Source organism: Anaerosinus sp., assembly GCF_965318445.1.
Genome location: NZ_CBDNNH010000027.1, coordinates 1 through 14,985, shown reverse-complemented (window position 1 = coordinate 14,985; position 14,985 = coordinate 1). Strand labels below are relative to the sequence as shown.

The following is a 14,985-nucleotide window of genomic DNA, read 5'->3' as shown; positions in this document are numbered from 1 at the left end:
TTGATGAATACATAAATTTTTATAACACGAAAAGATTACAGAAAAACCTAAAAGGTCTGACTCCGATAGAATATCGAAATCAGACCCTAGTTGCATAAAATTTTTAGTTTTTCATCTGTCTACTTGACAGGGTGCAGTTCACTTTTTATTTAGTGCAGGCTTTTTTGCTTTATGTGCTATTTTATTTATATTCAAAATATAAATGGTATTTATTTACTTGTTATAGTATATGAGTTCATTTGAGACTTTTATTAAGAGTATAGAAAATAAAAACGCGTCGAATTTTCATTCTTTTTTTCAAGAGTATGGTGTTTATTGCTTTAATGTTTAGTTACAATCCACTAATACAAGTCACTTAATTCAAATCATTATATATTACCAGTTATGGTAGAACATAGCTTCCACGAAGAGGTTCCACTACTGCACTTGATCTAGGACTATTGCTGTTTTATTAAAATACTAGATTGTCTAATTTAATTTGAAGAAAATTCATCTTCATATCTCTTTCTAGACACAATAACAATAAAATTATATTAACCAAAAAGAAAAAAGGGGAACAACACGTAAAAATCGCCAATGCTGATAACACTGCTAGAAATCACTCGTTATATCTCCAATTTTTACACATAGGGAAACATAAGCAAAAAAAAAAAAGCGCGTCTTAAAATCGATTTTACGAAGTCGTTTTTTGGGGAATGTTTTATTTTTTACATTTTATATTATAAAATATAAAAAATGGTTATAGAAAATGAAAACTAATCTTACAACAATAAGTCAAGCAGTTTTAGGAAAAATATTAGAACAAATAGGAGATGTGCCTGCTAATATATTTAAAGAAAGTATCAACTCATCAATTAAAAAATATAAACTTATTTAATTGAAAGATTGAAAAATGAAATTGATAAGATAAATAGCATCACCATCAAAACGGCTATAAACATTAATAAATCAAGGGTATTATTTATTTCATAAATCCTTATTGCAAAATGGTAAAGAATAAAATATCTATCTCAAAGATGTATGCAAATTTATAAAAATACTTGTATTAATAACAAGTTATTGTCATTACACTCTGTCTTATAAGCAGTATATTCATACCTGAGTATTCCGTTTAATAATTCACTTCTGTACATGAGGATAGAATCATATCAATGTGGAAATCGGTCTAACTATCCGTAATTATAATATATCAATATTTATCTCTTCCGTATATCTCTTTTGCATTTGATCATGGATATGAGCATATTTTGTTGTAGTGTCAATTTTCTTATGACGTAGTACCTCTTGGACTACCCGTAAGTCCTTAGTTCGCATATATAAGTTGGTTCCGCAAGAGTGTCTTAGCAAATGACAACTTAAATGATTATTAGACATTGCCTTTATTCCTGCTTGAATAAATAATTTGTTAATTATATCACGAACACCACAACGAGATATTCTACCTCCCTTATTATGATAAGCCATTGAAATAAAAAGTGGAGTGCCACGATCATCTCTTTGTGCAAACCCTCTTACTTTTAAATATGTTATTAACAATTTAACTGTATCTTGTCTTAAATATACTCGACCATCACGTTTTTTCCCACGCACTAGCATAACACCAGTATTAAAGTCAATATCTTCAATGCTAGCCCTATGAATCTCAACTGTTCGCAATCCTTGTAGTCCCATCAAAGCAATTATTGCTCTAGACCGTAAATTTGTTACGCCATCTTTCGGAATAAGATTAATCAAATCCTGCAATTTATTTTCATTAAGATACTTTGTTGTTTGCAAATTAAGCATAGGGTCTTCACCAGCATAGACATCATTCGCCGGATTTATCTGGATAAGCCCTCGAAGAAGTGCAGCTTCAAAAAAGCGTCTAATTGCGGTTAGTTTTAAAGATACGGTAGAAACGCGCAATTGACGTTTTTCCCAAAGATAATTACGATATTCTTTTATATCTTCGGGAGTACAACTAAGCGGTTGCTGATTACTGATAGAATAACACCAAATAAAAAATTGTTTTATATTTGAAGTATATGTATTTAAAGTATCTTGTGCAGGTCTCCCATTGGCAGAATCTCTTTTTATAAATTCTATAAAATTATCCATAAAATAATCTAAGGTAATAGGTTGGGTATTCAAAACAAGTATCTCCCTAATTTTTATTTTGTAGTAAAAAATGTTTTTTTAGAATCATGTATACGCAATTTTTCATCCTAATTGAATAGGAATATCTAATGTTTATATAAGAACATATACAAATCAAATGCATTACTATATAAAGATATACCATAAAAAGGATTAATTTAAATCTTATATGTCAATATATTATAAAATTCGTCATAAATATTACATATCCTGCATTTTTTACATAAAATATATATCCTTATAATTATACTTATAAGGATATATATTTTATAAATCTTTAAATCAGTAGATTATGCGCTCAATATAAATAAAAAATATTTTAGTACAACAAGTTCAATTTATTGTACTTGTTCATTAATAACCTACATAAAGTTTATAAATTTTATTTGTACTAAAAAATAAGAATAAGCATTGACATATTTTAATTTTGATGTCATAATCTACTTCATAAGGTTTACAAATTTACAGTTTTATATTTCTGTAGTGTACAAGTGATGATTGGGAATAAAGATAGAATTCAACTATTGCAGAGAGCTGATGTTTGCTGAAAATCGGTATAGTAATTCTATTGATTAAATCACCCATGAACTCTTCTCCGAAAGCATTTAGCGATTAGGCAGGGGCGTATCTCATGCGTTAGATGAGAATCGGTTGTTGGACTGATTTTAAGTGATAAATAAGGGTGGTAACGCGTAGATTTTTTACGCCCCTATTCGAGTGTATATATACTCGAATAGGGGCTTTTTATTTTGAGAGGAGATTATACACTTATGGCAAACAATGTACAGAGAAAAATGAAAACTATGGATGGTAATACAGCAGCAGCTTATATCTCTTATGCTTTTACTGACGTAGCAGCAATCTATCCAATTACGCCATCATCGGATATGGCAGAGCACGTAGATGAATGGTCTGCGCAAGGGAAGAAGAATATATTTGGTCAAGCAGTTCAAGTCGTTGAAATGCAGTCAGAAGGCGGAGCGGCTGGAGCAGTACACGGATCTTTACAATCCGGTGCATTAACTACAACCTATACAGCTTCGCAAGGCTTACTTCTTATGATACCTAATATGTACAAAATTGCCGGAGAACTGCTACCTGGTGTTTTCCACGTTAGTTCACGTGTTGTTGGATCAAATTCAATTAGTATTTTCGGCGATCATTCTGATGTCATGGCAACGAGGCAGACTGGTTTTGCAATGCTGGCAGAAAGCAGCGTACAACAAGTCATGGATTTAGCTGCTGTAGCACATTTATCAGCCATTAAAACGAGTGTTCCTTTCTTAAACTTTTTTGATGGATTCAGAACATCTCATGAACTTCAAAAAGTTGAACTTCTAGAATATGACGAATTGGCTAAATTATTAGATTATGAAGCGTTAAATCGTTTTAGACGCAAGGCTCTAAACCCAGATCATCCAGTTTTACGGGGGACCGTTCAAACTTCAGATATTAATTTTCAACATAGAGAATCATTAAATAAATATTATAAGAATATTCCCGATATCGTAGAAGAATATATGCAAGAAATCAGTAAACTTACAGGTAGAGAATATCATCTATTTAATTATCATGGTGCAAAGGATGCAGAAAGAATTATTATTGCAATGGGCTCAATGTGTGAAACGATTGAAGAAGTTGTTGATTATTTGAATAGTCAAGGAGAAAAAGTAGGTGTTCTCACGGTTCACTTATACAGACCTTTTTCAGCTAAGCATTTTCTTGCTGCAATCCCTAAAACGACAAAAAAAATTGCGGTTTTAGATAGAACCAAAGAAATTGGTTCCTTTGCAGAACCTTTATACTTAGATGTAAAATCTGTTTTTTATGGAAATGAAGAGTTAAAACCAGTCATTGTTGGCGGACGTTGTGGAGTAGGTGGAAAAGACGTAACTCCGGCGCATGTGTATGCAATTTTCGAAAATTTATCTATGGCAAAACCAAAAGATAACTTTACCGTAGGGATTGATGATGACGTAAATCATACTTCTTTACCAGAAATAAATGATTTTATTCTTCATACTCCTTCTATTACAAGTTGCAAATTTTGGGGACTAGGTTCCGATGGAACTGTCGGAGCCAATAAAAATGCAATTAAAATTATTGGAAATCATACGAACATGTATGCGCAAGCTTATTTTTCTTATGATTCAAAAAAATCTGGTGGAGTTACAATTTCTCACTTGCGTTTTGGTAATAATCCAATTAAATCACCATATCTAATCAATCAACCTGATTTTGTTGCTTGCCACAATCAATCCTATGTAGATAAATATGATATTCTAAGCGGATTAAAAGCAAAAGGAAAATTCTTGTTAAATTGTCGTTGGACTGAAAAAGACTTAGAAATCTATCTTCCAAACTCAATGAAAATATATATTGCCCAGAATAATATTGATTTCTACATCATTGATGCCGTTGCAATTGCTGAAGAAATTGGTTTAGGCGGTAGAATTAACATGATTATGCAATCCGCCTTTTTCAAAATTGCTGAAATTATTCCAGTAGATGATGCAATCTGCTATTTAAAAGATGCTGTTGTTGCTTCTTACGGTCATAAAGGTGATCATATTGTTAAAATGAATCATAATGCGATCGAAAAAGGCGTTTCTGCCATAATAAAAATTACAATTCCGAACGCTTGGCATAACTTAGAAGCTAAAGTTGATGAACCTAAAAAATACATGCCGGAATTTATTGAAAATATTTTATTGCCAATTGCTCGTCAAGAAGGTGACAAATTGCCAGTTAGCGCATTTAATGGGTTAGAAGATGGAACTTTTCCTTTTGGAAGTGCAGCTTATGAAAAAAGGGGAATTGCAATTAATGTTCCTGAATGGAATGATGAAAATTGCATTCAATGTAATCAATGTTCCTATATTTGCCCTCATGCAGCAATTCGTCCAGTGCTCTTAAGTCAAGCAGAAGTTAATCATGCGCCAGATTCATTCCTCCATAAGCCTGCCATAGGTGCTAAAGAGTTAGCATATCATATGGCAATATCACCATTAGATTGTACTGGCTGTGGTAACTGCGCTCAGGTTTGCCCGGCGAAGAATAAAGCATTGATAATGAAACCATTGGCAACTCAGACCTCAAAAGATGCTTCTTGGCAGTATACCTTGAATGTAGAAGAAAAAATAAATCCAATGAATAAATTTACTGTTAAAGGAAGTCAATTCGAACAACCATTACTTGAATTTTCGGGAGCTTGTGCTGGATGCGGCGAAACGCCATATGCAAAATTAGTTACGCAATTGTTTGGTGATCGAATGGTGATTGCCAATGCAACAGGATGCTCCTCTGTATGGGCCGGTAGCGCTCCATCAGTTCCATATACAACGAATAGAAAAGGGCATGGCCCAGCCTGGGGAAATTCATTATTCGAAGATAATGCAGAGTTTGGCTTAGGTATGCTTGTAGGAGCTAAACAAATCCGAGAACAATTAATTCAAAATATTAAACACCTGCAAGAATTAAATTTATCTAAAGAATTGACTGCGGGATGTAAAGAGTGGTTAGAAAACAGTCATGATACATATATTTCCAGGGAAATTTCCAATAAACTTCTCGCTTTAATTCAAAGTGAAAGAAATATTCATCCACTATTAGAAGAAATCTATACGAATCGAGACTTTTTAGTAAAACGTTCCCATTGGTTATTTGGTGGAGATGGCTGGGCCTATGATATAGGCTTTGGCGGACTTGATCATGTTCTAGCTTCAGGAGAAGATATCAATGTTTTAGTATTCGATACTGAAGTATATTCAAATACAGGCGGGCAATCTTCAAAAGCAACACCAACTGCGGCGATCGCAAAATTTGCTGCCGGAGGTAAGAAGACAAAGAAAAAAGACTTAGGTATGATGGCAATGAGTTATGGCTATGTTTATGTAGCACAAATTGCAATGGGAGCCGATAAAAATCAAACAATGAAAGCGATTAAAGAGGCAGAGGCTTATCCTGGTCCATCCTTAATTATCGCTTATGCTCCATGTATTAATCACGGCTTAAAAGCAGGGATGGGGTTTAGTCAATTAGAAGCAAAAAGAGCTGTAGATAGTGGGTATTGGTCTTTATATCGTTATAATCCACTACTAAAAGATGAAAACAAAAATCCTTTCATGTTGGATTCTAAAGAACCCTCTTTAAACTTTCAAGAATTCTTGATGGGTGAGGTTAGATATTCTTCATTGAAAAAACAATTTCCTGACATTGCACAAGAGTTATTTAATAAGACAGAAAAAGATGCGAAGGAAAGATTAAATCAATATAAAAATTTGGCAAAATAAATTTATTTTTTAAAAAAACTCCAAGGATGAAATTTTCACCCTTGGAGTTTTCTACAATTGTCTAAAGACACCAATAACTTTACCCAAAATTGATACGTTCCGTTCATAAATAGGAGACATGGTATCATTTTCTGGCTGTAATCGAATAAAGTCTTTTTCTTTAAAAAATCGTTTTACTGTAGCGGTTTCACCATTAATCAACGCAACTACAATATCGTTATTATTGGCTGTATTTTGTTCACGTACCATAATATAATCACCATCAAAGATTCCTGCATTAATCATGCTTTCCCCTTTTACCGTAAGCATAAAAACATTATCCTCATAAGTGCCAAGTAGTGATTTTGGAAAAGGATAAACTTCCTCAATATTTTCTACCGCTAAAATAGGTATGCCAGCTGTTACTTGTCCAACGAGTGGAATAGATACCGTAGCTTTTAGCCATGGCTTTTCATCTAAAATATCTATTGCACGAGGCTTAGAAGGATCTCTTTTTATTAATCCTAACTCCTCAAGTTTATTTAAATAGCCATGAACTGTAGAAGTTGATTTAAGCCCTACAGCTTTACCAATTTCACGAACAGAAGGGGGGTATCCATTATTCATTAAGGATTCTTTAATAAAATAAAATATTTCTTGTTGACGTTGATTAAGTTGTGATTCAATAGACATAAAATACCCTCCATTAATAACTATTACCTGTTCAAAGTATAACAATTTTTGCTTACAAAATCAAACACAAGTTCTTATTTTGTAAAAGGTATATCCAGTTTAAGCAAAAATCAACTTTTATAAAGTAAGAATCTATTTAAAACTCTATTCACGTAGGAGATTCTTCACTGTTTGAATTTTTTATCAAGGGTGATTACCAACTGCAATAGCAAAATGATTATACCCGCCACCTCTATTTATATAAATACGTTGAACTATTACAAATTTTCCTTGTTCGTTAGGAAAAATCGCTCTCAACATTTCGCTTTCAGCCATTATAATATACCGTTGCTTTCCATCGATATCTTGAACATCACTATATTCTTTAATAATTTTCATATCAGATGGAAGAAAACCTGTTATATGCTCAATAGACAATTTTTTCGGTGAATTAATTCTAACAGTGAGATTATATACAATATCATTTAAGAAAAGAATATTTATTTTATTAGAGTTAAATGACTTACCGCTATCTTTGTCAATCATTTTTCCATAAGCCCTTTCAAAATCAGTTACTTTATCGCCAATTCCAGCTATAGGACAAATCGTTGTAGAAGATGCAGTTTTTATTTCTTTCTGAACAAAATTCTTATTCAATATAGCACTAATAGAGAGCAACAAGAATAGAACCGCTAATATAGCGAGCAATGCAAACCAAAATGTTTGATGAAATTTTTTTACTCCATTGTCCAAATAAAACTCACTCCTTAAATAAATTTGTAAGACTAAATATTCTCGACATATAAAAATATGACTTATAAAAGGCGAGAAAGCTCAAGTATAATAAATAAAATATTATAAAGAGAATGACAGTAGTTTCAGATAATCAACTAATTTTATCATTATAGGTGAAATCCCTTTTCGTATTAGATAAATAGGGGATAGTATCTATCTTATCGTTATTTTTGCCCGCGGCAATTTTATTTTGCGGGCAAGGCTATTATAAAAACTATTTTCTATTATTTGTATGTTAGCATTTTTTATTTTTTGAGTTACATGAGCGTATATATCTAAAGTTATTTTTATGGAGGCATGTCCAAGTCTCGTAGATACATATTTCACGTCAGCAGTATTTTCAAGAAGTACAGTTGCATGAGTATGTCTTAGACTATGAAAGGATAAACCGCAAGCATCTCCAAATGCTTCTTTACACCATTTTCCGAAATATCTCATGCTTTTAATTTATTTTCGGCTTGACGTTTTTTTGAGTCTTTAATATAGTGAAAAGCTTATCCGTAAAATCTATTTCACGAATAGAGTTCTTTGTTTTCGCCTTTGTTATTTTTGTAGATTTGTTTTTATCATATAAAGTTGATTCTACTTTAATAATTTTACCATCTAAATCAATATTTTTCCACTCTAATCCTAAACATTCTCCAAGTCTCATTCCTGTGTAATAAGCTAACATAATTGGTACGTAAAATAAATGTGAGGATCCAAACCTATCAAAGATACGTTGCATTTGTTCATCCTTTTGGATTTATTTTTATATATCCAAAAGGATGAACTGCGTATTTTAATGCTTTTCTTAATACTGCAAATATGAGTAATGTTGTGTTTTTGCTAAATCCTACTCTTTTTTTGCTATCAATAAATTTTTGAATTAGGACAGGGGAGATATTTTTAATTTTATATTTACCTAGAGCTGGCTTTAAATGATTCTTTATAGCTGACTTATAAATGATTAAAGTATACTCCTTTAGATTTAATTCGCGACTTTCTATAAATTCATCAAGATAATCAGAAAATGATTTACTACTAGGCTCGAAATAGCGTCCAGTTTGGTCAAGGTCTACCATAGCTTGTCGGAGAGCTTTCCATGCCTCTTTTTCGATTGTCCCAACAGCCCTTTCGATTTCTTTTCTCTCGTTATCTATGATTCCCAAATTGATGCGATAGTAGCATATGTCACCGCGTTTTCTTACAGATTCTTTCATGATAACTCCTCCTTACAGTACATATGTTCGGTAGAATATGTTAAAAATATAATGCGGCTTACATTATCTTGCATTTTATAAGCTGTATTATATTTTTATTTAACGCATATATTGTAAAATGATAAACCTAAATCGGTAACAGTTGCAACTCCTCTAATATGTGCAATTTCAGAATTAGGACGAATAAATATTTTATTTGTAATCGTTTTAATTTTTTCATCATAATAAAAATGTTGGTAAGCTATTGGGTCCGTTAAATATGAATCGTAGCTAACATTTAATAATTTTAAACGATCAAAGTTCTCAATCATCATAAATATTTCTTTCGGAGAACTAAACTCCGATGGCAAGTAATGGGGTAAAATCGTACTACCCGTTCCAGACCTTCTGATAATATTTTCGAGGTGTAAAGGTCCCATTTATAATAAAAACCTACATCCTTTTTGTTGGATTGTAGGTTCTTATTTTGCCTGTCTAGTCAATTTGCATCACACTCCATAAACGTTGATAAGATAGTATGTACTAAATGGGGATCTGGATGTTTATCATTAATCACATCAATAATTAGATCCACGTTAATATCGTTAGAGTAGGATAGTAGATGTATTGAATAATTGTTTGCTTCAAATTCTCTCTTAGCAGGAACATAATATGTATTGTCTGCATGAAAATAGTAGCCGTAACCTTTATGTAGTTGAGCGTGTCCAATCTCATGACAGATAGTTAATTTTTGTGCTTGATATCACAAGATATCACTTAGAATAATATACTTACGTTTTAATACACAAGCCAAGAATCCACGAATATTACTGGGGTGAGGAGCGTATATAATTTTTACTTTAGATAGGTCAAATGGACTGCTTGTACCATGCTTATTTACGAGGTTTTTTACACGGAGTTTGTAATTTATCATAATACCCCACCTGTAAAAACTATTGTTGAGTAGAAAATATGTATGTTATAATTATCCAAGGTGCTACGATAACGATAGGCGGTTAGTTCCCGTTCTTATTCCGTTACATACGGAGGAATGGGGGTGATGCCATGAATGATGTTAATTTAACTTTGTTACTTTTCATCGTCTTGGTTTTTGCCATAAAAAAAGATTAACCGCCCAGCTACCAACTTTGCGGTTAATCAAAAACTAATCGTATAATGGGAGCTAACCGTTTATCGGTAGCACCTTTTATAGTTTTATCTTAAACTATAAAATTTATACTGTCAATAACCACAACTATATAAATTAACTATGTAGATCATATCGCTCTTGTGGAGGTATGATTATTTTTTTCTCTTATTAAGTTCTTTAGCATCCCAAAACGCAAGTTCAAGAGCAGCACGTATTTTAGCTCTATCATCATCGTTTAATTTATAGGTATCACCGTCAAACATAAACTCGGCTTGATTGAGGAATTTTACTAGGTCTTTTGGTTGTTTAGGAGAAGTGTCAGGTGGAACATAGTCAGTGCCAATTATTACTTCTATAGACTTACCAAGTACTTTAGATAGATTCGTTATATCCTCATGATTTATTGTCGTTGTATATCCGCGTTCCCAATTTGAAATAACTTGTGACGACTTATTAACTAAATCGCCTAATTCTTTCTGAGTTAACCCTTTTTCTTTTCTAAATCTCTTTATTCTCGTTCGCTAATTGTCACTTTTTCTCACCTCTTATATGCAATATTAACATAAACTAACGGTATTTGAGAAAAATTTATAAAAACACATTGAGTATAACGCGATCCGTTGGTGTAATAAATATAACAAAATGTGTTAGTTGAAGGTGGTGATTAAATGGGAGCGCATGAAAATATTGAAAGAGTTCGTGTAGCAAAAGGTGTTACGAAAACTTTTAATGAAATTAAGACAATGGCAGATTCGGGTCTCGATCCTGTAATATTAGAATCGCATAAAGAATATGTAAGTCCAAATGAAAAAATATATGTTGATGCGAATGCAATGCTTCAAAGTACGGATGCTGAGATTATTGAGCAACTTGGGGTAAGCGAGGAACAAATTCAAAAAGCCGCTTCTACTGGTCAAGATGTAGAAATTCCTTTAAGTAAATATTAAGCAGTTATGTCACAACGTGTCGATATTGCTGAAAAATTAAAAAACGATACAAAAACAGAAGAAGATGGACTCACCATAAATCAAGCGAATTCGCGCAATGTAAAGGATATAAAAAATCTCTTGAGGATTACTCCCAAGAGAAAAAAGAATTAGATATTGAAACACAAAAATTTTATGATAGTTTAAGACAGACTGGTAGAGGTGTTCAAGAAAGTAAAGAAGTAACTAAATCAATGCTTGCACATGCCAAAACTAAGATTGATCCAGTACAATACTTGCGTGATAAAGCACCATTATTTCAGCGGCAACTATATGTAAATCAAGGTGGCATGAAACAACCGCTAAATGTAGATGTGAATCCAGATGAAAAGGTGCATCCTGTTGATATTACGAATGCGTTACCCGAAACGGTTGTAACAAATAAGGATTTAGTTGGTCATATTAAAAATTTGGTTGCTGAAAAAACACAGTTAAGTACAGCTGACAATAAGGCGATTATGAGTATATTGCCGAAGGATGTAAAGCATATAGTTTACTCCAGCAATAAAAAAGTTAAACGCGCGGAAGATAAGATCAGAAAAGGTGGATTGCTATCTATAAAAGATTTAATTAAAAATTCTGTTCTTATAGAAAGCGAACCAAATACAAAGGTTGCTAAGAAACCTAAAGTCGCAGTCTATCATCGTTTTTATGTTCCCGTTAAAATAAAAGACAAAATCCATACCGTAAGAATAGTTGCAGAAAAACAAAATGGATCTCTAAACATCGATCCAAGAGACATTAATTTGTATGATGTAATAATAAGAAAAGAACTGTTCCGCCGGAAGGGAATCTCACCCTGTGATGGCGTCGAACGGTTCTTTATCTAATATCAGTATACGTGACATGCAAGGATACTGATGGTAATTATTATTTCCAATCCGAAGTAACAAATACCCAATTTGAAAAATCTATTGCTACTCTTGGTAAAATGCTTGGTAATGAAATTAGATTTTTTGATGGTCCAGCAGAATTTAATGGTGCGAATCGCGATGGTGTAAGCTACAATCGAAAATTACTGGTGCGTGACGTTTTAAGTGATCAAGATATTATTGAGGAAATAATTGCTGATGAAATAGGCAATATTGCAATCAAACGGAAGAATTACTTATTGAAGGTGCTAAAGAAAATGCTCCTGCATGGATGAAAAAAGATCGCGATACTATTTTAGCGGCGTGTAAATGGGAAAAAGGTTACGCTGAGAATATGCCAGCAACATCCATAGGTAAAAGTAAAGGGTTTAGCAATCTTGACGAAGAGATTCAAAGCGCTCATGAAGATAAAATATATGACCAATTAAGTTCGATAGCCACCGGTAGCAAGTAATAAACTTATGCGGCTGTAGGACGTCATATGTGCCTGCTGGCGTTGCTGGTAAAGAGTAGCCTGAATATCACCAGCTAAGCTGGTGGATTTTTATTTATCTGTTATTTTATTAATATCGAAAATATGAATGGAATTTATTTACTTGCTATAATGATTGTTTAATGTTATAATATATAAGCTCATTGGAGGGTTTTGTTAAAAATATAAAATATGAAAACAAGTCGAAATTTTATTCCTTTTTTTCAGAGAGTATGATGTTTATTGTTTTAATTTTGAGTTATAACCCATTAATACAATTCGTTATAGGTGAGGTTAATTCAAATCAGTATATATTATCAGTTAGGGTAGAACGTAGTATTGTAATAGAAGTTCCACGAAGACGTTTCGTTACTGTACTTGATTTAGGCCTAAAAGAAAAAATAAAATTTAATACTTGGAATTAAAAAAAAGATACCAAACACAAATTAATTTATGCTTGGTATCTTTTTCTATTCTACATAAACAATAAAAAGGCGATCGTCAATAATAATACGAATTTGATTTTACTGTATAATATAGTTTAATTTGAATTCTTTAGTCGTATCTAAATAGTACAAGGCGTACAACTGAATATTGAGGTTCTAGCACATTTTGCTAGAGCCTTTTTTGTTATTGTTACATTAACAAATTAGTATCAATCCTAGATTTATATATAGAGTCGCAGATATGGAGTGAGCAAACTTTACGCAATACAGGCTTTTTTGCTTCCATACAGTTGAGATATACGCTGGAGAAAGCTTAAATAAGGTAGGAATAATTTTTTATAATTAAAATTAAAAAGAGTAGTATAAGAATATTTTAATATGATAGAAGAGTCTTATTACAGTATCTATATTATTAAATTATTAACTTTATCAATGAAATGTTACTTAAATAAAATATTTTTGAATTTATATTTATTTTTTTGAACATATTATTTTTAGTATAAATTTAAGGAGTTGAATTCTCATGGATAGACTAGCCTTGGTTTTAGTTATAATAGGTGCTATAAATTGGTTTTTAATTGGTATATTTCAGTTTGATGTAGTTGCAACTTTGTTTGGTGGGCAAAGTTCATTATTAAGCAGAATAATTTATGTTTTAGTTGGGATCTCGGGTATTTGGTGTCTAAAATTATTTGGCAGAGAAAACGTTACTTAATAAAAATCATATATATGGTTATATATGGCTTTAAAAATCCACAAAACATTGGTTCCGATAATTTATCATTATCGGAACTAATATGAAAATTTAACCTAGGCTAGTTAATTTTATTATTACTTAACTTTAAGCCTATATTTTATAAAGTATCTTCTAGCTTTATAAATTTTTTATTATTTTAAATTAATTCGATATATTTTATTGTTTGTGGGATTTATGTGGTAAACATACGGTTTTTGTGGGAAAATCGTGGGAAAATAAATTCCCTCTTAAGTATTGATATTACTAGTGTTATAAGACTGCTGTGGTTTTATTTCATGTCATAAATTCTTTTTCAATTCTTCGACACTCATTAAGAATACTCCTTGCTTTTAGAAATTTAAAATAATCCTAAAAACGACCTCGTAGAATCAATTTTAAGGGGTATTTATTTTGATTCGCTTACGTTTCCCTATGTAAAATTTTCAACGATGTTATGATCAATTTATATTATCAATTATTGTTTAGTACCCTTTATAAATTCATCATGTACTTTTTCCATAAGTTTTGTGATTTTTTCAATCTGTTCAAATTTATCACTATTATATTGTTTTTTTGCTTCATCTTTTTTAATATGATTTTCTGCAGTTGGATAATCTGATATATATTTTGAATATGATTCGCTTATATTTTTCATACATTTATAAATAGCATCAATACTATTATTTAAATCCTTCTTGTTGTCTTTATTATCGAATAGGTATCTTATCCTTTCTTGCTTTAATTTTATCTTACGTGTTATATCATGCATTTCGTTTAAATATTGATTGATATATTCTCGCCTTTCAAAGGGTGCGTTTTCAGTTTTGTCTGATAAATTTATTATCTCTTTACACAAATTAATTATATCTTCTTCTAATTTTATCCTTTTATCTAATAATACTATTGAATTTTGTTTCTTTAATAAGTTGTTTTGGCTATAAGCAATATAACCAGTTGCTATAATCATAATCACTGCCACAACAGCTTGTACTATTGTACCCCACATTGAATATAAACCTATAGTTGTATTATCCACATATATTCATCCCCATTTTTATATTATCTTCTTTGCAAAACTGTAGTTACATATTTCTCCACAAAACACAAAAAAGCCTGCACCGAATTAATGATATGCTCCCTTTATAGTAGACAGTTAAAATAATATAACTGTTTCTATGAAGGGAGTATTTTTCATGGGCAGAAAAGGAAAGATTTCAATAGAAGGAAAAGTGAGCTCAATTGAAGCATACCTGCTAGGAGGCAAAGGT

The 14,985-nt window shown here is 31.7% G+C and carries 17 protein-coding genes, 1 pseudogene and 1 other annotated feature; of the genes and pseudogenes, 9 read left to right on the top strand and 9 right to left on the bottom strand.

The features are described 5' to 3' along the window. The first annotated feature begins 11 nt into the window (after positions 1–11). Positions 12–98: an IS3 family transposase gene (locus ACWZFG_RS13075; RefSeq protein WP_455577599.1), complete on the top strand. Its 87-nt coding sequence runs from the start codon at positions 12–14 to the stop codon at positions 96–98. 650 nt (positions 99–748) lie between these two features. Further along, complete coding sequence (locus tag ACWZFG_RS13070) at positions 749–877, top strand: hypothetical protein (RefSeq protein ID WP_455577792.1); 129 nt, start codon at positions 749–751, stop codon at positions 875–877. A 302-nt stretch (positions 878–1,179) separates the two neighbouring features. On the opposite strand, the gene ACWZFG_RS13065 is transcribed toward ACWZFG_RS13070, so the two are convergent. Next, on the bottom strand, positions 1,180–2,130 hold the full coding sequence (locus ACWZFG_RS13065) for a tyrosine-type recombinase/integrase (protein ID WP_177503926.1): 951 nt from the start codon (positions 2,128–2,130) through the stop codon (positions 1,180–1,182). A gap of 491 nt (positions 2,131–2,621) precedes the next feature. After that, positions 2,622–2,850, top strand: a binding site (T-box leader). Between the two features lie 56 nt (positions 2,851–2,906). Between ACWZFG_RS13065 and nifJ the strand changes: the two genes are divergently transcribed. Next, entirely contained in the window at positions 2,907–6,428 is a 3,522-nt protein-coding gene (gene nifJ, locus ACWZFG_RS13060) for a pyruvate:ferredoxin (flavodoxin) oxidoreductase (RefSeq protein ID WP_455577791.1), read from the top strand. Positions 6,429–6,479: 51 nt separating this feature from the next. On the opposite strand, the gene lexA is transcribed toward nifJ, so the two are convergent. The 7 genes and pseudogenes from lexA to ACWZFG_RS13025 form a co-directional block, all read right to left on the bottom strand. Continuing rightward, complete coding sequence (gene lexA / locus ACWZFG_RS13055) at positions 6,480–7,100, bottom strand: transcriptional repressor LexA (RefSeq protein ID WP_147668684.1); 621 nt, start codon at positions 7,098–7,100, stop codon at positions 6,480–6,482. A gap of 183 nt (positions 7,101–7,283) precedes the next feature. Continuing rightward, a complete protein-coding gene (locus tag ACWZFG_RS13050; RefSeq protein WP_418626724.1) occupies positions 7,284–7,832 on the bottom strand; it encodes a hypothetical protein in 549 nt (182 codons plus the stop codon). 195 nt (positions 7,833–8,027) lie between these two features. Next, on the bottom strand, positions 8,028–8,312 hold the full coding sequence (locus ACWZFG_RS13045; RefSeq protein ID WP_418626723.1) for a tyrosine-type recombinase/integrase: 285 nt from the start codon (positions 8,310–8,312) through the stop codon (positions 8,028–8,030). Between the two features lie 4 nt (positions 8,313–8,316). Beyond that, positions 8,317–8,601 (bottom strand): tyrosine-type recombinase/integrase, encoded by a 285-nt coding sequence (locus tag ACWZFG_RS13040; protein ID WP_418626722.1) that lies wholly within the window; start codon positions 8,599–8,601, stop codon positions 8,317–8,319. A 4-nt stretch (positions 8,602–8,605) separates the two neighbouring features. Next, positions 8,606–9,076 (bottom strand): N-terminal phage integrase SAM-like domain-containing protein, encoded by a 471-nt coding sequence (locus tag ACWZFG_RS13035; protein WP_418626721.1) that lies wholly within the window; start codon positions 9,074–9,076, stop codon positions 8,606–8,608. Positions 9,077–9,171: 95 nt separating this feature from the next. Further along, positions 9,172–9,495, bottom strand: a complete 324-nt coding sequence (locus tag ACWZFG_RS13030) for an Abi-alpha family protein (protein ID WP_418626720.1) — start codon at positions 9,493–9,495, stop codon at positions 9,172–9,174. 1,069 nt (positions 9,496–10,564) lie between these two features. Continuing rightward, positions 10,565–10,717, bottom strand: a pseudogene (locus tag ACWZFG_RS13025) (helix-turn-helix domain-containing protein); the annotation flags it as partial. A gap of 156 nt (positions 10,718–10,873) precedes the next feature. Between ACWZFG_RS13025 and ACWZFG_RS13020 the strand changes: the two are divergent. The 6 genes from ACWZFG_RS13020 (at position 10,874) to ACWZFG_RS12995 (ending at position 13,696) form a co-directional block, all read left to right on the top strand. Further along, on the top strand, positions 10,874–11,152 hold the full coding sequence (locus ACWZFG_RS13020; RefSeq protein WP_418626719.1) for a hypothetical protein: 279 nt from the start codon (positions 10,874–10,876) through the stop codon (positions 11,150–11,152). Positions 11,153–11,158: 6 nt separating this feature from the next. Next, on the top strand, positions 11,159–11,305 hold the full coding sequence (locus ACWZFG_RS13015) for a hypothetical protein (protein WP_455577790.1): 147 nt from the start codon (positions 11,159–11,161) through the stop codon (positions 11,303–11,305). Positions 11,306–11,385: 80 nt separating this feature from the next. Beyond that, positions 11,386–12,021, top strand: a complete 636-nt coding sequence (locus tag ACWZFG_RS13010) for an LPD3 domain-containing protein (RefSeq protein WP_455577789.1) — start codon at positions 11,386–11,388, stop codon at positions 12,019–12,021. 11 nt (positions 12,022–12,032) lie between these two features. Then, positions 12,033–12,338 (top strand): hypothetical protein, encoded by a 306-nt coding sequence (locus tag ACWZFG_RS13005; RefSeq protein WP_455577788.1) that lies wholly within the window; start codon positions 12,033–12,035, stop codon positions 12,336–12,338. Then, a complete protein-coding gene (locus ACWZFG_RS13000) occupies positions 12,335–12,517 on the top strand; it encodes a hypothetical protein (RefSeq protein ID WP_418626717.1) in 183 nt (60 codons plus the stop codon). The genes ACWZFG_RS13005 and ACWZFG_RS13000 overlap by 4 nt, the downstream gene beginning before the upstream one ends. 987 nt (positions 12,518–13,504) lie before the next feature. Next, positions 13,505–13,696 (top strand): DUF378 domain-containing protein, encoded by a 192-nt coding sequence (locus ACWZFG_RS12995; RefSeq protein WP_147668650.1) that lies wholly within the window; start codon positions 13,505–13,507, stop codon positions 13,694–13,696. Between the two features lie 496 nt (positions 13,697–14,192). Here ACWZFG_RS12995 and ACWZFG_RS12990 read toward each other — a convergent pair whose 3' ends face one another. Further along, entirely contained in the window at positions 14,193–14,753 is a 561-nt protein-coding gene (locus ACWZFG_RS12990; RefSeq protein WP_455577787.1) for a hypothetical protein, read from the bottom strand. Positions 14,754–14,985: the final 232 nt, after the last annotated feature.